Annotated in this window: 13 protein-coding genes; 2 read left to right on the forward strand and 11 right to left on the reverse strand. The window is 48.8% G+C overall.

Translation table 11 applies throughout. The annotated features are described in order from the left end of the window. Nucleotides 1–110 precede the first annotated feature (110 nt). From C6W44_RS08180 to leuS, 5 genes are all read right to left on the reverse strand, one after another. A complete protein-coding gene (locus C6W44_RS08180) occupies nucleotides 111–2,108 on the reverse strand; it encodes a MacB family efflux pump subunit (protein ID WP_105246577.1) in 1,998 nt (665 codons plus the stop codon). Nucleotides 2,109–2,169: 61 nt separating this feature from the next. Continuing rightward, entirely contained in the window at nucleotides 2,170–3,483 is a 1,314-nt protein-coding gene (locus C6W44_RS08185) for an efflux RND transporter periplasmic adaptor subunit (RefSeq protein WP_105244950.1), read from the reverse strand. Between the two features lie 218 nt (nucleotides 3,484–3,701). Beyond that, the gene (locus C6W44_RS08190) at nucleotides 3,702–4,793 is read right to left on the reverse strand and encodes a DNA polymerase III subunit delta (RefSeq protein WP_105244951.1); all 1,092 of its coding nucleotides are present in this window, start codon (nucleotides 4,791–4,793) and stop codon (nucleotides 3,702–3,704) included. Nucleotides 4,794–4,884: 91 nt separating this feature from the next. Further along, complete coding sequence (locus C6W44_RS08195; protein ID WP_075101443.1) at nucleotides 4,885–5,571, reverse strand: hypothetical protein; 687 nt, start codon at nucleotides 5,569–5,571, stop codon at nucleotides 4,885–4,887. 170 nt (nucleotides 5,572–5,741) lie between these two features. Continuing rightward, on the reverse strand, nucleotides 5,742–8,474 hold the full coding sequence (gene leuS, locus C6W44_RS08200; protein ID WP_199774468.1) for a leucine--tRNA ligase: 2,733 nt from the start codon (nucleotides 8,472–8,474) through the stop codon (nucleotides 5,742–5,744). 240 nt (nucleotides 8,475–8,714) lie between these two features. On the opposite strand from leuS, the gene C6W44_RS08205 reads away from it, so the two are divergent. Continuing rightward, the gene (locus tag C6W44_RS08205) at nucleotides 8,715–9,095 is read left to right on the forward strand and encodes an arsenate reductase (protein WP_105244952.1); all 381 of its coding nucleotides are present in this window, start codon (nucleotides 8,715–8,717) and stop codon (nucleotides 9,093–9,095) included. A 151-nt stretch (nucleotides 9,096–9,246) separates the two neighbouring features. Then, complete coding sequence (locus C6W44_RS08210) at nucleotides 9,247–9,609, forward strand: hypothetical protein (RefSeq protein ID WP_227526392.1); 363 nt, start codon at nucleotides 9,247–9,249, stop codon at nucleotides 9,607–9,609. A gap of 64 nt (nucleotides 9,610–9,673) precedes the next feature. On the opposite strand, the gene C6W44_RS08215 is transcribed toward C6W44_RS08210, so the two are convergent. From C6W44_RS08215 to C6W44_RS08240, 6 genes are all read right to left on the reverse strand, one after another. Further along, on the reverse strand, nucleotides 9,674–9,904 hold the full coding sequence (locus C6W44_RS08215) for a hypothetical protein (RefSeq protein WP_105244954.1): 231 nt from the start codon (nucleotides 9,902–9,904) through the stop codon (nucleotides 9,674–9,676). Nucleotides 9,905–9,922: 18 nt separating this feature from the next. Then, entirely contained in the window at nucleotides 9,923–10,834 is a 912-nt protein-coding gene (gene argB / locus C6W44_RS08220; protein ID WP_105244955.1) for an acetylglutamate kinase, read from the reverse strand. 63 nt (nucleotides 10,835–10,897) lie between these two features. Beyond that, on the reverse strand, nucleotides 10,898–12,781 hold the full coding sequence (locus C6W44_RS08225; RefSeq protein WP_105244956.1) for a phosphomannomutase: 1,884 nt from the start codon (nucleotides 12,779–12,781) through the stop codon (nucleotides 10,898–10,900). A 104-nt stretch (nucleotides 12,782–12,885) separates the two neighbouring features. After that, nucleotides 12,886–13,350, reverse strand: coding sequence for a dUTP diphosphatase (gene dut, locus C6W44_RS08230; protein WP_105244957.1), 465 nt, complete (start codon nucleotides 13,348–13,350; stop codon nucleotides 12,886–12,888). 129 nt (nucleotides 13,351–13,479) lie between these two features. Further along, a complete protein-coding gene (gene mgtE, locus C6W44_RS08235) occupies nucleotides 13,480–14,883 on the reverse strand; it encodes a magnesium transporter (protein ID WP_105244958.1) in 1,404 nt (467 codons plus the stop codon). Nucleotides 14,884–15,046: 163 nt separating this feature from the next. Next, nucleotides 15,047–17,080: a UvrD-helicase domain-containing protein gene (locus tag C6W44_RS08240; RefSeq protein WP_075101451.1), complete on the reverse strand. Its 2,034-nt coding sequence runs from the start codon at nucleotides 17,078–17,080 to the stop codon at nucleotides 15,047–15,049. Between the last annotated feature and the right edge of the window lie 747 nt (nucleotides 17,081–17,827).

A 17,827-nucleotide genomic window follows, 5' to 3' on the forward strand; every position in this document is an offset into this window, starting at 1 on the left:
GTGAGAGCATAGTATATAGATAATTTTGAGTAATGCAACCCTTAATTTAAGAAAACTGCCTTTTTTCTTAGTTTACCGTGATTTTGAACATATTTATGTCCCATGTTGCTTTAATCGCGCGACAAGGCATCGACAGGGTCGAGCTTGGCGGCGTTGCGCGCAGGTAAAAATCCAAAAACCACACCAATCAGGGTCGAGCAAACAAAAGCTGCGATAATAGAGGTCGGTGAGTAGATAACCTGAAAGCTGTCACCGCCCACACGATTAATCACCTCACCAATGGCAAAGGCCAGTCCGATACCCAGCAAGCCCCCCAATACGCACACCAAAATGGCCTCAATCAAAAACTGCTGCATAATGTCGCTTTGACGCGCGCCGACAGCCATACGCACCCCAATCTCATTGGTGCGCTCGGTGACAGATACCAGCATGATGTTCATTACCCCAATACCACCAACAATCAATGAAATGATAGCAATCGAAGAAATTAATAGCGTCATGGTCGAGGTCGTGGACTCAATAGTCTGGCGAATAGAGTCAGAATTGCGGGTACGAAAATCGTCTGCGCCGTGCCGCTCTTCAATCAGCTGCGAGATGGCTGACTCTGCCGCTGACGATGAGATGCTTTCATCCACTAAGGCCACGAAATTCTCAATATAGGCACTGCCTTCAATACGCGACATGACAGTCGTGTAGGGCATGTAGATGGTTGGAGAATCAGAGCTTGGGCCAAAGCCACTGTCTTTGGGTTCAAGGACACCTATCACGCGCCCTGGTACTGCGCCAATTAGTAGAACCTCACCAATAGGGTTGTCATTATCCGCGAAAAAAGTATTTTTTGCATTGTCATCTAAGATGACGTCTTGTGTACGCCGCAAAATACTTTGTTCATCAAAGGCTTGTCCTTGTGCCAGCGTTTCGCCCGTCACATCCAAATAGTCTTTACCCACACCACTGACGGTCGCTGATTCTTGGATACTGCGATAGCGAACGGTAGCGCTGCCATCTAACTGAGGACTGACGCTGACCACATAAGGCTGCGCGGCAACGGCATTGGCGTCATCAGGGGTTAAGTTGTCATCGTTGTAACTGCGCCTTGGGTCCCCCCATGGGTAGCCATCGATGACAGTGATGGTATTGGTGCCAAGCGAACTGATATTGGTCAAAATTTGCTGCTGTGAGCCCTTACCCAAGCCCACGACTGAGACGACGGAGGCAATACCAATAATAATGCCCAGCATGGTCAGCAAAGTGCGCATTTTGTGCGCGCGCATGGCCAGCAGCGACATTTTAAAGGCTTCAAGCAGGCGGTCAATAAAGCTACCGATGCGGCTTTTTTTGTGCTGTTCTAAGATGGCCTCAGGCTGCTGTGTGCTATGCTCATAATGGTCATTGTGATAGTCATCAATAATATAGCCGTCTTTAATCTCGATGACACGCTCAGCTTGCGCGGCGATGTTGGGGTCGTGCGTCACCATAATGATGGTGTGCCCTTGCTCGTTTAACGACTGCAAGATTTGCATCACGTCTTTGCCCGATTGACTATCGAGCGCGCCTGTCGGCTCATCGGCAAGGATAATCTCGCCCCCATTCATCAAGGCGCGTGCAATAGAGACACGCTGCTGCTGACCGCCTGATAGCTGACTGGGACGGTTGCCAACCTTGTCTGCTAGACCCAAATCACCGAGCAGGTGTGCGGCGCGTTCGCTACGTGCCTCTTTGTCCATACCTGCATAGACGGCAGGCACGGCAACATTGTCGCGTGCGTTAATGTCGCCAAGCAAATGATAGCGCTGAAAAATAAAGCCAAAATGTTCACGGCGTAGGGTCGCCAGCTCATCGGCCTCAAGCTGGTTGACTGACTTGCCATAAATCTTATAGTCGCCTGCGCTGGCTTTGTCCAAGCAGCCCAAGATATTCATCAAGGTTGACTTGCCTGAGCCTGATTGCCCGATGATGGCGACCATCTCACCTTGATAGATAGTCAAGTCAATATCATGCAGTACCCGCATTATCTGTTCGCCTGCGCGAAACTCCCTAATGACGCCTGTTAGCTGCATTAATGGTGGCGCATCAGCCGTTTCAGCGTGCATTTTTTGGGTATTCATAACCAGCATCTACCTTTATCATCTCTTTTTAGTACGTCTTCATTGTTGACCTGTGTTGCCGTTAAAATGGTCGGCGACCACCGCCAGATTGGTTGCCTTTACTGCTACTATTGTCTTCGCTTAAGATGACATCGTCACCTGCTTTTAAGCCGCTAAGAATTTGCGCATTGACGCGGTTATTAATCCCAACCGTAACAGGCTGTTCTTTAACCGTGCCGTCTGCTTGTAGTACGCGTACGGTCGCAGTTGTCTTACCGCTAGTATCGGTCTTGCTGTTTTTAAGGGCGGTAGAGGGTATCAATAGGGCATCTTTGGCTTGGTCAATGACCACGTACACCTGCGCAGTCATATCAATACGAAAGCGGCGCTCAGGGTTGGGCACTTCTAAATAACCGATGTAGTAGATAGCGGTGTCGGTCGAGCTGGTCTCACTGATTTGTTCAGGAGCAGGTTCAATAGCTTTGAGCGTGGCATCAAATTTCTGCTCAGGATTACCAATGATGTTAAAGTACACTGGCATGCCTGCTTGTACATTAATCACATCTGCTTCGGAGATTTGCGCGTTAATACGCACGGTGGATAAGTCGGCTAAGGTAACGATGGTTGGTGCGGTTTGATTGGCATTAACGGTGCTGCCTTGCTCAGTGGTGATAGAGACAACTGTACCTGACATGGGCGCGCGGATGGTGGTATAGCCCAAATCTTGCTGAGCAGTATTGACGTTGGTTTGTGATTTTCTAAGCTCGGCTTGTTGGCTACTGATATCGGCATTGGCAGTCACGATAGCGGCCTTGGCAGTGTCAATCGCCGCGCGTGCATTGTCCACTGCCGCTTTAGCCGTTTGAACCGCTGTGGCTTGGGTGTCGTATTCTTGCTGACTGATGGCGTCAATTTCTACTAAGGATTTTAAGCGGGCAAAGTCAGATTGTGCCTGTTTAAGCTCAGATTGACGACTGGCCAAATCGGCATAAGCGCTTTTTAAGTTGGCACGTTTACTTAATACATCTGCCTGTGCGCTTTTTAGTGCTGCTGCGCTTTGCTCTAGTGTGGCTTGTTGATTGTCTAAGGCATTTCGTTGCGTGACTTGGTCAATTTGAGCAATCAAATCACCTTGCTGGACTTGGTCGCCAATATCGACATACAGCTTTTTGACTTCACCAGAAACCTGCGCGCCAACCTCAACCGTATTTAGCGCTTTGACCTTGCCTGATGCCATGACATTGTTTTCGATATCACCGATTTCGGCTTTAGCGGTCAGATAATTGGGTTCAGCGGCTTTTGGTTTTAACTGTTGATACGCAAAAACCCCAAGTAACAGCACAACGATTGCGGCAACCCCCCATTTTATTGCCGTTTTTTTACTTACCTTTTGCATCACACTTGCCCCGTAACCTTGAATCAAATGCAGTTATAGTAAAGGGTTGCTTGTCAAAAGGGAATGAGAATTAGTTTAAGAAAGGTTAAGGAGGATCGAGAGAACCAAAATCTGCCACTCGGCTGTGGCGGATTTGGTCGTCTTTTATACAAGTAAGTCGTTTATAGAAGTAAATTAGGTAGAAGTAAATTAGAGATGGCGGTCAAACGAGAGGTGTATCAAGCGATAAACAAGCGTTTGCCGGACAGCTCAAGCGCTGCTTGTAACAACAGCTCCCAAGCAGGCTGACGAATAAGTCCTTTGATGGCTTGGTCGCAGCGATAAAGCAGCGCCGGCCACTGCGCGGTCTGCGCCTTTGACTGGCGACGACACGCCTGCTGATATAAGCCTTGTTTGCTGCGCCAAATGCCGAGCGCCTGCGGGTCTTTTCCATCTAGCAGCTGCATAATCTGGCGCATGTCTTTACTGATTGCCCACAGTATCAACGTTGTCGGCTCATCGGTGGCCTTGAGCTGCGTGATGATTTTGACTACCTGCGCGCTGTTGCCAGCCAGCATGGCATCGGATAGATCAAAGACACTAAACTGAGCATCACTGACCAGCGCGGCTTGTAGATCATCAATATCTAATGCGACGTTTTCGGTATGAGTCCCGCCGTCAGTTGAGCTGGTAGAGTGATGGGCTGATTGTTGATGAGGAGTCGCCGCAGGTGCGAGCTGCGGCGCAAACAGATAAGAGAGCCGCCATAAGGTTTGATAGGCGCTTAGCAGATGGTGCTCGGTATGCGACATCAGCAGCTGCCATGCTTCTTGTGACAGCGTGAGGCCAAACTGCTGGGCCTGTATCTGTAATAACTGCTGACGCTGCTGCTCATTGTACAAGTTGCAATCAATCACGTGACCGTATTGAGTAAACGGCGCAAACCATTTGCTGCTCTGGCTGCGCTTGTCTTGCTTAGGCGTGAGCCATAGCAGGCTGTGACTGTGCGTGCCTGCTTGTGCTTCGATAGCAAAACGTTCGAGCGCGGCAATGACGGCTTTATCAGGTTTGTGATTGCCTGTCACAATCAGCGCACTGGCATCGTCAAACAACGACTGACTGCCAAGCTCGGATAGCACATCTTGCCAGCTTTTGACTGACATCAGCTCGATGCGTTTGATGGCATAGTTTTGCGCGCGCCAGTGCGGACGCATGGCATCGATAAGCCATTGACTGAGTAACGGCTCATCACCGTGTGCCAGCCACAAGCCAGCTACTGCCGCCGCGGGTTGTAGTAGTTTTGGATAGGCTTGGATAAAAGTATCTTGCATAGGCTGAGGATACACAGGTTAAAAAAAAGAAGAAAAGAGCGGCGTTACATGATCATGAAGAATAGGAGAGCATTCCTACAGACTTATAAAATTACTGGGCGTTTGGCACCATCACGGTGGGTGCAGTGGCGCTGTTTATCATGGGTACTGCCTGCTTACCAGCAGGTGGCACTTTGGGTAAGGAGATAGCGACGTATTGATCCGTGATACGGCGAGCCAAGCGCTCATAGAGCCAGTCACGAATCTGATCACCTTGCTGATCGTCAGTGCTGACCGAGGCTTCGTTGTACTGATAGCTGCGATCGACTTGGATGGCATTTTTGAGTATCACAGGTTTGCCATTTTCAAAGGTCTGATAGCTGACATCGGCTGAGAGCACCAAACGGATTTCTGTCAAAACCCCAACCAGCTCATAACGCTTAAATCGCACATTGCTGATATCGATGACGGCGATGGGCTCTGCATGTGCTTGTCGATTGTTACGTGCCACATCATCTAAGGTCATATTGCTCATGACTTCCGCGCCTAGGGTTTTTAGGCGCTGGGTCAATGGCAGCTTGAGCGGAAACGACGTGCGATCATCTTCGATAATGACCGCTGTTTTGGCCACATCGAGCAGCATTGGTGTTTCATAACCGCGCAGCTGAAAGCCGCAGCCACTCAGTGCGGTGGTGGCACCGAGCACGGTCATCATCGGCAAAGCAGCCAGTAACGCTGTCGCAAGTTTTTGTCCGCTGGTCGATGATTGTGACGGTACTGCTCGGTGCTTATACGACATAATCGCTATCCTTTAATGATAAAAAGCTTGGGAGGTGCCCTCAAGTCCTCGTCTTTGGCCTAGTGAAGCAGTAAAGGCCGCTATCGAATAGAGGTGAGGGCCCGCCCTAACGTAATAAAGACGCATCGCAGAACAGCGCTAGCGGGTAGCGCCTAGCTAAAGATGATGTACTAGCCTGCAACCACGATATTGACCAGCTTATTGGGTACGACGATCTCTTTTTTGATGTCCCCTGTCAAAAACTTGGCCACACCTTCAAGTGCGCGTGCTTGCGCTTTTAGCTGCTCAGGGTCGCTGTTGGGGGCGACATCCATTTTGCCGCGCATCTTACCATTGACCTGCACCACCATGGTGATGGTATCTTGTACCAGAGCGCGCTCGTCGACAGCAGGGTAGCTTAAGTTGACCGTATCGACACCCAGCTGCTCAAGCAAGTTCTCGCCGACGTGCGGTGCGTAGGCAGATAGCATGATTAATAAATCAATCAATGCTTCGTGCTGTACTCGCAGGTCTTGCTCACTGCTGGCTTTAAAACCAGTCAGCTCATTGGCAAGCTCCATAAGGCTTGAGACGGGCGTGTTTAGCGCCAAGCGCTCGCCTAGGTCACTGTCAATCTTGGCGACGGTTTCATGAGTCTTACGGCGTAAGTTTTTCGCCGCTTTGCTAAGATGCTCTGTGTTTAATGCTTCGTTATTGAGCGTGGCTTTATTTAATGCATCAGGGCTTAGGCTTGCAGCCGCTAGGGCTTGCATATGGTCGGTTGCGATGCGCCATACTTTTTTGACGAAGTTATAAGGGCCTTTTAGCGCGTCATCTGACCACTCAAGCGTCTGATCGGCAGGGGCGGTAAATAGCGTGTACAAACGTACGGTATCCGCGCCATACTTATCAATGGTGATTTGTGGATCGACACCGTTGTTTTTTGATTTGGACATTTTTTCTATTTTGCCGATGGTGACAGGCTGTCCATCAGATTTTAAAATCGCTTTAACTGGCTGACCGCGCTCGTTGTAGTCGATATCGACATCTTCGGCGAAGTAGTAAGTGGTGCTGCCATCAGCGTTGCGGCGGTAAAAAGTACCCGCGAGCACCATGCCTTGCGTCATCAAGTTGGCAAATGGCTCATTGCCTGATACCAAGTTTTCGTCGCGCATGAGCTTATGGAAGAAACGCGCATAAAGTAGATGCATGACTGCGTGCTCGACACCGCCGATGTATTGATCGACAGGCAGCCATTTATTGGCGGCAGATTTATTGACCATGTTTTGCGTGTCGTTTGGACTGGCAAAGCGTGCGTAGTACCAGCTCGACTCAACAAAGGTGTCAAAGGTATCGGTCTCGCGCTCAGCTGGGTTGCCGCACTTTGGACAAGTGGTGTTGACAAACTCTGGCATGCTTTTGAGCGGGTTGCCGCGGCCATCAGGGACGACATCCGTTGGCAGTACGACAGGTAGGTCTTGCTCTTCGACAGGCACCGTGCCGCAGTGCTCACAGTTGATCATTGGGATAGGGCAGCCCCAATAGCGCTGACGCGAGACGCCCCAATCACGCAGACGATACTGGATTTTTTTCTTCGCAAGCTGTTGTGGCTCAAGTTTGGCAAGCATTGCCTCAAACGCTTGATCAAAATCCAAGCCGTCAAATTCGCCTGAGTTCACCAAGATGTTGCGCTCAGTATAAGTAAGATTTGGCTCAGAGCCGTCCGCTTGAGCCGCAGCAAGGACGGATGCTTCAAAGTCTGCAGGCGACTGGATGACTTGCTTGATAGGTAGGCTGTATTTGGTTGCAAACTCATAATCGCGCTCATCGTGCGCTGGTACCGCCATCACTGCGCCTGAGCCATAGCTCATCAAGACATAGTTGGCGACCCACACAGGGACTTCTTCACCAGTGAGAGGATGGGTCACGGTCAGGCCTGTATCCATACCGATTTTTTCGGCTTTGGCCAGATCCGCTTCGGCGACTGAGCCTGTTTTGCACAGTGCACAAAACTGAGCGATGGCGTCATCATGCTCAGAGGCGTACTGAGCTAACGGATGCTCAGCGGCAACGGCGACATAAGTGACGCCCATCAAGGTATCAGGGCGAGTGGTAAACACTTCTAAGGTGTTGCGCTCGCCGGCAAGCTCATAAGGGAAATGTACTTCCATACCCGCGCTACGGCCGATCCAGTTGCGCTGCATGGTCAGAACTTCAGATGGCCAATGACCCTCTAGCTGGTCTAAATCATCGAGCAGCTCATCGGCATAATCAGTGATATTAAAGTAATACATCGGGATGTCGCGCTTCTCAACGGGCGCGCCACTACGCCAGCCTTTGCCATCGATGACTTGCTCGTTGGCAAGAACGGTGTTGTCGACCGGATCCCAGTTGACAGTAGAGAGCTTTTTGTAGACCAAGCCTTTTTTGTAGAGCTGCAAAAACAACCACTGCTCCCACTGATAATACTCAGGGCTACAAGTGGCAAACTCACGTGACCAGTCGATAGAGAGACCGAGCAATTTTAGCTGGGCGCGCATGTTGTCGATGTTGGCAAATGTCCAAGCAGCAGGCGGCGTTTGGTTGGCGATGGCGGCGTTTTCTGCTGGCAGGCCAAAGCCATCCCAGCCCATTGGCTGCATGACATCAAAGCCTTTGAGGCGATAATAACGGCTGAGTACATCAGAGATGGTATAGTTACGCACGTGTCCCATGTGCAGCTTGCCACTTGGGTACGGAAACATCGACAGCATATAGCGACTTGGCTTGTCGCTTGGCGTATTGCTCACTTCATAGCGTTTGTCCGTTGCCCATTTTTTTTGTTGTGCCGCTTCGATCAGCTGCGGTTGGTATTGGGTAGGGTCTATAGAAGTATTGTTGGTCTGATTGGTATTAGCAGTTTCTGCTGTCACGGCGTTGCTCATAGTCGGCTCGAAATTGATGATTACAGATAAATTGGGTAAAACAAAATAATGCCATAGCATAGCGTAATTTGGCAAAAATTGCGATGGTATGATGACGCGTTTGCGCGCTGTCAGGACGACAGGTTGGCAAGTTGGGGGGGAAGGCATCATAGCAGCGACAGGAGGTCTTTGTTTAACAAACCAAAAATTAACCGGCTTCGGTATAATACAGCGACTAATGATTATAGATTGGGAGTTTTTATGAGCATCACTGTTTATGGCATCAAATCTTGTAGCACCATGAAAAAAGCGTTTACTAAGCTTGATGAGTTGGGTGTCAGCTATGAGTTTCATGATTATAAAAAGCAGGGTATTGATAAAGAGAGCGTAGAGCGTTGGGTAGATTCGCTAGGTATCGATAAAGTGCTAAACAAGCGTGGTACCACATGGCGTAAGCTGACCGATGAGCAAAAGCAAGCAGCTGATGACAGTATAGATAAAGCGATAGATTTGCTGGTAGAAAATACCAGCATGATTAAGCGTCCGATTGTGGAAGGTCAGATTGACGATAAAAATCAAGGTCAGCCAATATTGGTGTGCGGCTTTAATGAAGCTGAGTTTGAGGCGGTTATTTATAAATAGTTTTTATAAAAAAGCTGTCACTTTGACAAATAATAAACTATGCTCTCATAGGTAGAATTAAGTTTACTAATTCATAGGGTTTATTGAATATTCAGATGTGCTACCAGCACGATATCTGAATATTCAATAGACCCTAATGTTCGAGGATAGAATGATGAAAAAATTATTACTGATGGCTACGCTTGCAGCAACACCTATAATGGCCACAAGCGTACAGGCGGCAGACTCATCAACTAAAGTAACCTTTGCAAAAGACAGCTATTGCGGTAACTTTACAGGCAATATCAAAGATGGAAAAGTGTTTCGTTTATGGCTTGCAGCAGACCAGAATTTAGTAATTCGTAATGTCGGCGATGATCGCATCAATGTGGCTTACGTCTCAGGGCCAAGTGGTCGATTGGACGGTGACCGCTATGATAATGAAACGTCTTATATTACTGAGAGCAAAGGCAATCACTATATGAAGGTTTATGGCAATAGTTACCATAGTGCTGTTGAGTTCTGTGCTTATTAAATTCATCTTGTTTGAATGAATGTTGATGGGTCATAAAATTGATAGACAGTTAAAAAGCCCAAGCTTAGAGTCTAAGCTCGGGCTTTATAATACCTACGACAAACCAAATCGCGCTGAAGCACCAAATAATGAGCACGTAAAGACGAATTTGCTCTGCTGTCCAATCAAGCGCAAACCACTCAATCATAAAGAACGACTTCCAGCCCTCTATCCAGCGCGCACCGCCATAGCCAATAATCCACCAGCAATATAGGCTCTCTAAAACAAACAGTAGGCACCACAGCCACAGCGGCATGATTGACTCCTCAAGAAGCTAAAGCATGGCCGCATTAAGGTCACGACTGATTAAGGTACCGACGCCTTCGTTGGTAAAAATCTCCAGTAAGGTCGCATGAGGCACACGGCCATCGACGATAACCGCACTTTTGACACCGCTACGCACCGCATCAAGTGCACATTGAATCTTGGGAATCATACCGCCTGAGATCGTACCATCTTCAATCAAGCCATCGACTTTCTTAGGTGTTAGTCCAGTCACCACTTCACCGTCACGGCCCAATACCCCTTTGATGTTGGTCAATAGCATCAGCTTCTCTGCTTGCAAAAACTCAGCCACTTTACCGGCGACCAGATCGGCATTGATGTTATAGGTATTGCCTTCACTATCCACCCCAAGTGGGGCGATGACAGGGATGAAGTCGGAGGCAATAAGCATATTTATCACGTCTTTGTTGACGCTTACCACATCACCGACAAACCCCAAATCCACAGGTACAGCGACGCCATCGGTACCTATTTTGTCCATCATCAGTTTTTTTGCTTGAATTAAGTTGGCATCTTTACCAGTTAGGCCGATAGCGCGGCCGCCGTGTTTGTTGATGAGACTGACGATAGATTTGTTGACGCTGCCGCCTAGTACCATCTCGACGACATCCATGGTGCTTTTGTCAGTGACACGCATGCCATCGATGCGATCAGACTGCCGCCCCAACTCTTTTAGCAGGTTGTCCACCTGCGGGCCGCCGCCATGAACGACGACAGGATGCATGCCAACGGTTTTGAGTAAGACGATATCACGGGCAAAGGAGCTCTCAAGCGCAGGGTCAGTCATGGCGTTACCACCGTATTTGACCACGATGATTTTATCGACAAAGCGCTGAATATAAGGCAGGGCAGTGGTCAATACTTCAGCGGTGATTTTGGCATCGTCTAGATTAAGCGTCATTACAAACTCCTACGGTAAAGGTACAGGGTCAAAAATATAAGCCAAAAAAGTGGGGGTGATAAGTTATTCAGCAGCAATCGCGATGATTTGCTCTGCCAGTCTGTGATCAAAGGGTCGGCATAAAGCGGCAAATCTGTTTTGTACTTCTTTTAAATTGTCAAGACTATCACCTGCAAAGCGCGCGGTCAGGTGATGACTGGTATTGGACTGCCGCAATACGCCAAAACCATGCGCAAAATCCAAGCGCACACCGTCGATACAGCTCAGTCTCGTGCCGATAGGCAATAACTGCCGCGCCTGCGCTAAGGTGATAGCGGGCTGTTGCGCTGTACAATCACAAGACGAGCGTTCATTAGCAACTGTGTGGCTGCAGGCGGGATTGACCAAGCAATCTTCTTGAGACTCTGCTATATCGGACTGCTCGCAGGCCGCATCCATGAGCTGCTGTATATACTGACAAAAAACCTGTAGCTGCGTCACGATAGAGCGCTCGCGCGTGAGGGCATACGGTACTGGCAGATAATGATCGGCGGTACTGACCAGCGTAGGCAGGCTTTGGGTGATAGCTGCTAAGGAGGTTTTGGTAGCATCGTCCGGCTGAGCGGCCAATCCATGCAATAGCCGTAATGCCGCGTACATGGCATCATCATAAGCGATAAAACGCTTGTCATTAAAAATAAAATGCCCCGATAACTCGCCTGCAAAGACAATGCGGCTATCGGTATGCTGCATCTGCTGGCGCATGAGACTGCTCCCCGTCCGGCTCACGATAGGCTCAGCGCCCAGCTCGGCCAGCAATGCAGGCAGATGGTGGGAGCACTTAACATCAAACAGTACTTGAGGTACCACGGTTGAAGCTGGGTTAGGCGCGCTATCGCAGAGCGCGGATTTTGCCAGTAGATACAACAGATGATCTGGCATCACCGTCTTGCCATTTTCATCGACGACCATCAGCCTATCGCCATCGCCATCGAACGCCAGTCCGATATCGGCTTTGTGCGTGGTGACCGCTTGCTGTAACTGCTTGAGCCGACTTGGCTCTGTAGGGTCGGGGTTACCCAAAGGAAAATGACCGTCTGCTGTATCGTTAAGCATGACAACGCTCTGGCAAAAACGCTGAAATAAAGGCTGAGCGATGTGACTGGTCGCCCCGTGCATACAGTCGATCACTACCGTCAGCTCAAGCTTGGGCGCAGCATAGCACCAGTCGCTGCATGGCTGCTGGGCTGTGCTGTATTGTCCGTGATGGGGTGATGCTTTATCACAGGTCTGCTCACCACTTATAGGGTATAGAGGATATAGCTGGCTAAAAACATGATAAATGGCGTCGATATAGCCATGACTCACTTGCTCCGTTGGCAGATGCCCCAGAGAACCTATCGCTGCAGTCAAAGCAAGCTGCGTATCAGGAGGCGCCAGCTGCTGATAGAGCGCTTGAATCTCAGCACAGCTAGGGGAGTGATGGTTTACCAGCCATTTTACGCCTAAGATGTCTTTGGCCGAGTGACTGGCGGTCACCATGATGCCATGTCCCTGATATTGCGCCGCCCAATATGCCATCATCGGTGTGGTCACCAAACCGATCTGAATGACATGTAGGCCATGCTGTGCCAAGATAGTCGCTAAGGTATGTGCGATGTCATCACTGCTGCAGCGCACATCGTAGCCGATGACGACGATGCTTTGTTTGTTGGTGTTGTTTATGGTATTGGGAAGGATATGCTGCTGACTGATGCTGTGCTGATCCGTGTTTGACTGACTGATATTTGACGGATCGACGTTTGCCAAAGCATCCATATCAGCGCTGGTGTCTCGGTATTCGGCAGTTTGATATAGATGGGCAAAAGCGTGCCCCAATGCCTGAATAAAATCGGTGGTAAAATGCTGACGCGGCCCGCGAATATCATAAGCACGAAATAAGGATTGCTGCGCAGCAAAAGATGGCATCGCTTACTCTCCTTATGGCGTGATGGTTAAAATAGTAGAGGTTTTCTAGAGCCTGTCTTCCATTCAAGCGACAGTTATTAAATAGTCAAAAAAAGCAAGTCGGTCTACTGGCGACCTGAATGACCAAAACCGCCTGCGCCGCGCGCACTGGTATCACTAAACTCTGACACCACGGTAAACTCAGGGCGAGCGACAGGGACGACAATATACTGCGCCATGCGCTCTGCTGGGTTTAATACAAAATCCGCAGCGCTACGATTCCAAATACTGACCATCAGCTCGCCTTGGTAGTCGGCATCGATCAAACCCACCAAATTCCCTAAAACAATACCGTGCTTATGGCCCAGCCCTGAGCGCGGCAGAATCATCCCAGCATAATTAGGGTCCTCGATATACACAGCCAGACCTGTACCGACAAGATGTGTTTCCCCTGCTTTGATGGTCAAAGGCGCATCGATACAGGCGCGCAAATCAATACCAGCACTGCCATCGGTTGCACGTGTCGGCAAAGAAAATGCCTTGTCTTCAACGATTTTCGGGTTTAACACTTTTACTTGTACAGCTTGCATAACGCACTCACTCAACGATTGGATAGGTTGTAAATTAAATTCAAAAAAAATGCCTGATTCAGGCGACGCCGATTGGCTTTGTAAAAACAAAAAAGTCAATGACTGCTACATGACTGCTTTGGTGCTCACTCACAGTATCAGCACACTTGCTAGGCCCAAAAACGACATAAAACCGACAATATCAGTGACGGTGGTCAAAATCACCGACGCTGATAGAGCAGGGTCGATATTCATGCGTTTTAGGAGTAAAGGAATGCTAATGCCTGAGACATTGGCTGCAGTCATATTGATGGCGATTGCCAAGCCAACGACCGCACTGATCTTGATATCATGAAACCACAATTGGGCGATAAACGCCATGATTATTGCCCATATCATACCGTTTATCGCGCCGACCCACAGCTCTTTGTTTAGTAGCCATAGGCGGTTGGAGCCACCAATTTGACCCATCGCTATACCACGAATGACGACTGTTAATGTTTGCGAGCCAGCGATACCGCCCATACTGGCAACCACGGGCATTAAAATCGCCAGCGCCACCACTTTTGCCAACACCGCCTCAAACTGACCGATGACCGCCGCCGCCAATAGCGCGGTACACAGGTTGATACCGAGCCAGATACTACGGCTTTTGGCGCTGGTCAAGATAGGGGCAAACAGCTCCTCATCTTGGCTGACACCTGCGAGGTTTTTCATGGTGCTATCGACATCATCTTGGATAATTTCCATGATGTCCTCGGCATTCAACTGACCGACCAGCTCGCCATGGCTGTTGATGACAGGGGCAAAACGAATGTCTTCTGAGCGAAAAATCGCCGCCGCATCGGTGATATCGAGGCGATCATTGATGGTGATAGCAGGGTCGATAAGCTCTGAGACCAAAGTGGTTTGATCATGTTTGATCAAATCCACCAAGCTTAGCAGTCCAAGCAACTGCTGGCTTTGATCGACGACCAACAGCTCTTGGCTTTCGTCATCGAGCAGATCGTCATTGTCGCGCAGCCAGTCTTGTACCTCAGCCAGCGTAATGTCGTCTCTGACCTGAATGGTATCAGGGTCCATATAGCTACCGACTTCCCAATCGGCATAGGTGTCGAGTTTATTGACCTGCACACGGATATCTTCGTCCAGCGTCGCCATCACCGAGGTGCGGACGCTGTCGGTCACCGTGTCCAAAATCTCCGAGATGTCTTGGGCATCTAGATCTTGTGTAAACAGCGATATCTCTTTGGATGAGATGTTTTCCATCAACGGCTGGCGCGTATCGACTTCTAGCTCGGCCAGCACCTCACCTTTGATATTATCGGGTACTTGCTCCCAAATCAGCAGGCGGTCTTGTGTTGGAAAAGACTCAAGTAAGCTGGCAATTTCATATTCTGATTGCTTGTCTAAAAACGCAGTAATGTCCTCAAATGCCCTGTCAGCCACCAGACTTTGTAGATACAGCAGCTTGTACTCAGCGCTATACTCTGCAGGATTGTAATCTCCTTGCAGGGTCGATGGTCGTTCTTGTTCAGGCGGTGGCGTAGGCATAAAGGTTCCAATGTTTTTTACAAATGCTAGGACAGGTACTAGGGCGTGTCTTCAATTTACTCGGTAGTTGTCTCATCACGCAGCCATGTCGATGTCTTCTGTGCTGTGCTCTTATGATAACAAAGATGGGGACGAACTGCGCTCGCTGAACGTTTAGTAACCGTTAACGATTGCCCAATAATGCTCGAATATTGGCCAAATATTCATCAGCGACTTTTTCAGGGTCTTTGCTGGCTTTTTTCTTTTTGGCTTTGGCAGGCCAATCGATATGATCCTCTGGCAGCTCATCTAAAAACCGCGACTCGGAGGTGACGCGCATTTGTCCACCAGCGCGGCGCTGAGTTGCCAGCGTCAGCGTCAGCTCACGGCGCGCGCGGGTGATGCCCACGTACATCAAACGCCGCTCTTCTTCGATGGTCTCACTGATGATAGAGTTGCGATGCGGCAGCATCTCTTCTTCTAACCCCATGATATAGACAAAATCAAACTCCAAGCCTTTGGCCGCGTGCAGGGTCATCAGATTGACTTTATTGGTGTTTTCTTCTTCTTGCTGTTGCTCGAGCATATCGAGTAATACCAGTTTGCGAATGATGGTATCAATGGTGCGATCTTCATCGTCTTCTGCGCGGTTGATCAGTGACTGAATACTGGTGTAGAGCATGTCGATATTGTCAAGGCGGTTTTTTTCTTGCTGCGGCGTCTTGGCATCGCTACGGACAAAGTCGATATAGCCTGTCTCATCAATCATCTGGCGCACGATGGGCACAGGGTCAGGGTGCTGATCCAGCTCGCGGGTATAGTGCTCGATAAACTCGCCAAACTCCTTTATCGTACCATAGGCTTTGGATGGCAATACGTGCGAAAGGCCCGCATGGGTACAAGAGGCAAGTAAGGAGATACTATGCTCTTGGGCAAATAAGCCTAACTTCTCAAGCGTCGCAGGCCCCATACCGCGTTTGGGTGTATTGATGATACGCAAAAACGCACTGTCGTCTTCTGGGTTTAATATCAGGCGCAGATAACCCATGATGTCTTTGATTTCACTGCGCGCAAAAAACGACTGACCGCCAGAGAGCTTATAGGGCACTTGCAATTGGCGCAATTGTGCCTCGAGCATACGTGCTTGGAAGTTACTGCGATAAAGCACCGCGTATTGCTCCCACTCGTTGCCAAAGCGCAGCTTGTGCGTGACGATTTCTTTGGCGACGCGCTCGGCCTCATCATCGTCATTACGGCAGTTGATGATGCGGATTTTTTCGCCTTGGCCTTTATCCGACCAGAGCTTTTTTTCAAATAAATGCTCGTTGTTAAGAATCACCGCGTTGGCTGAGGTCAAGATACGGGTGGTCGAGCGGTAGTTTTGCTCAAGCATGACGATTTTTAGTTTGGGAAAATCTTCTTTGAGCAGTGCCATGTTTTCAGGTTTGGCACCGCGCCACGCATAGATCGACTGATCGTCATCGCCGACCACGGTAAAGCGACCTTGCGGCCCGACCAAGTATTTGATCATCTCATACTGGGCGGTGTTGGTATCTTGATACTCATCGACCAATAAGTAGCGAATGCGGTTTTGCCATTTGTCGCGCAGCTCCCTGTTTTCACGCAGTATCTTGGTCGGCAAGACGATCAAATCGTCAAAATCCACAGCGTTATACGCACGCAGATTGCGCTCATATAAACCATATAGCGTGGCAAAAATCATGTCCTCTGGATCGTCCAACGTCTCCATCGCCTTATCCGGCTCAATCAAGTCGTTTTTCCAGTCTGAGATCATCTTGATGGCTTTGCCGACCAGCTCACGACTCTCAGCGCCGCTTAGGTTGTCGCGCATCATCAGCTCCATCAGCAGGCGCTTACTGTCGTCGCTGTCCATGATAGAAAAATTGCCCTTGAGCGGCGTATGCATCAGCTCATAACGCAAAAACTGCAGACCAAATTGGTGAAAGGTTGAGACTGTCAGACCACGCATCTTTTCGCTAGGGAGTAGCTTGCTGACACGCGCCTTCATCTCGCGCGCCGCCTTGTTGGTAAAGGTCACCGCGGTGATACGCTCCGCTGGCATGTTGCACTCTTCAATTAGATACGCAATCTTGCGGGTGATCACTGATGTCTTACCAGAGCCGGCACCCGCCAGCACCAGTAGTGGGCCTGAGACGTAGAGCATGGCCTCGGATTGTTTGGGATTGAGTTGACTCATAACGTGACCTGTAAGACAAAAGCAAAAGATAAAATATCGTCGATTCTAAATAAAAGCGTCATGCGTTTATTGACCAAAAAGGCCGATAAAAATTTTCTGGCGTGCTATGCCGCTGCAGACAGAGGCTGCAAAAATTTCTATCAGCCTTGCTATAACATTTTATAGTGAACTGACTATAGCGGTATAAACACTGTACCGACAGCCACTGGATAAAAATAAACCATCACTGTCATCTAAGAGGGACAAATAAATATTGCCAACATAGGCTAAGATTTTTCATCAGATATCGTGCTGTAGGTTTATCATTACCAAAGATGATTGAGACGCTGCCAAAGGTGTCTTTGTGCCAATGGCGAGACATCATTAAAACTCGGTGAAGTATTATAAAGCAAAAACAACGACTTTGGGGAGGAGATGGCCGCGCAGAGATGCCGAGTAAAGCCAAGTGGTTTTGCTCAATAATGATATGGTATCAATTCTAAGTAAAATTTATGGATTTGGGGTTAATATAAGGTAATGTCTATATCATAATTTATAGTAAAAAAAACATATTTTTTTTATAGAGAAAGTGACCGTCCAATACAGTTAAAAACTAGCTTTTGGGCACTGAAATGCGTATAGTACGTAAATAATTTATGCCAGTTGTCTCGTCCATTGTTGACTACGTGTAATGAGTTATTAAATCAATTAAGTAAGCAGTGCGATATGATATTGATTTAATAAGTTGATCTTACGTTGTTACAAGCG

This window comes from Psychrobacter sp. Marseille-P5312, assembly GCF_900291405.1.
Classification (GTDB): Bacteria; Pseudomonadota; Gammaproteobacteria; order Pseudomonadales; family Moraxellaceae; genus Psychrobacter; species Psychrobacter celer.

Coding starts and splice junctions, on each gene's coding strand:
- C6W44_RS08225 (WP_105244956.1), bottom strand. CDS start 12,781: ATGCCATCTTTTGCTGCGCAGCAATCCTTATTTCGTGCTTATGATATT.
- C6W44_RS08185 (WP_105244950.1), bottom strand. CDS start 3,483: ATGCAAAAGGTAAGTAAAAAAACGGCAATAAAATGGGGGGTTGCCGCA.
- dut (WP_105244957.1), bottom strand. CDS start 13,350: ATGCAAGCTGTACAAGTAAAAGTGTTAAACCCGAAAATCGTTGAAGAC.
- C6W44_RS08180 (WP_105246577.1), bottom strand. CDS start 2,108: ATGAATACCCAAAAAATGCACGCTGAAACGGCTGATGCGCCACCATTA.
- leuS (WP_199774468.1), bottom strand. CDS start 8,474: ATGAGCAACGCCGTGACAGCAGAAACTGCTAATACCAATCAGACCAAC.
- C6W44_RS08240 (WP_075101451.1), bottom strand. CDS start 17,080: ATGAGTCAACTCAATCCCAAACAATCCGAGGCCATGCTCTACGTCTCA.
- argB (WP_105244955.1), bottom strand. CDS start 10,834: ATGACGCTTAATCTAGACGATGCCAAAATCACCGCTGAAGTATTGACC.
- C6W44_RS08190 (WP_105244951.1), bottom strand. CDS start 4,793: ATGCAAGATACTTTTATCCAAGCCTATCCAAAACTACTACAACCCGCG.
- C6W44_RS08205 (WP_105244952.1), top strand. CDS start 8,715: ATGAGCATCACTGTTTATGGCATCAAATCTTGTAGCACCATGAAAAAA.
- C6W44_RS08195 (WP_075101443.1), bottom strand. CDS start 5,571: ATGTCGTATAAGCACCGAGCAGTACCGTCACAATCATCGACCAGCGGA.
- C6W44_RS08215 (WP_105244954.1), bottom strand. CDS start 9,904: ATGCCGCTGTGGCTGTGGTGCCTACTGTTTGTTTTAGAGAGCCTATAT.
- C6W44_RS08210 (WP_227526392.1), top strand. CDS start 9,247: ATGATGAAAAAATTATTACTGATGGCTACGCTTGCAGCAACACCTATA.
- mgtE (WP_105244958.1), bottom strand. CDS start 14,883: ATGCCTACGCCACCGCCTGAACAAGAACGACCATCGACCCTGCAAGGA.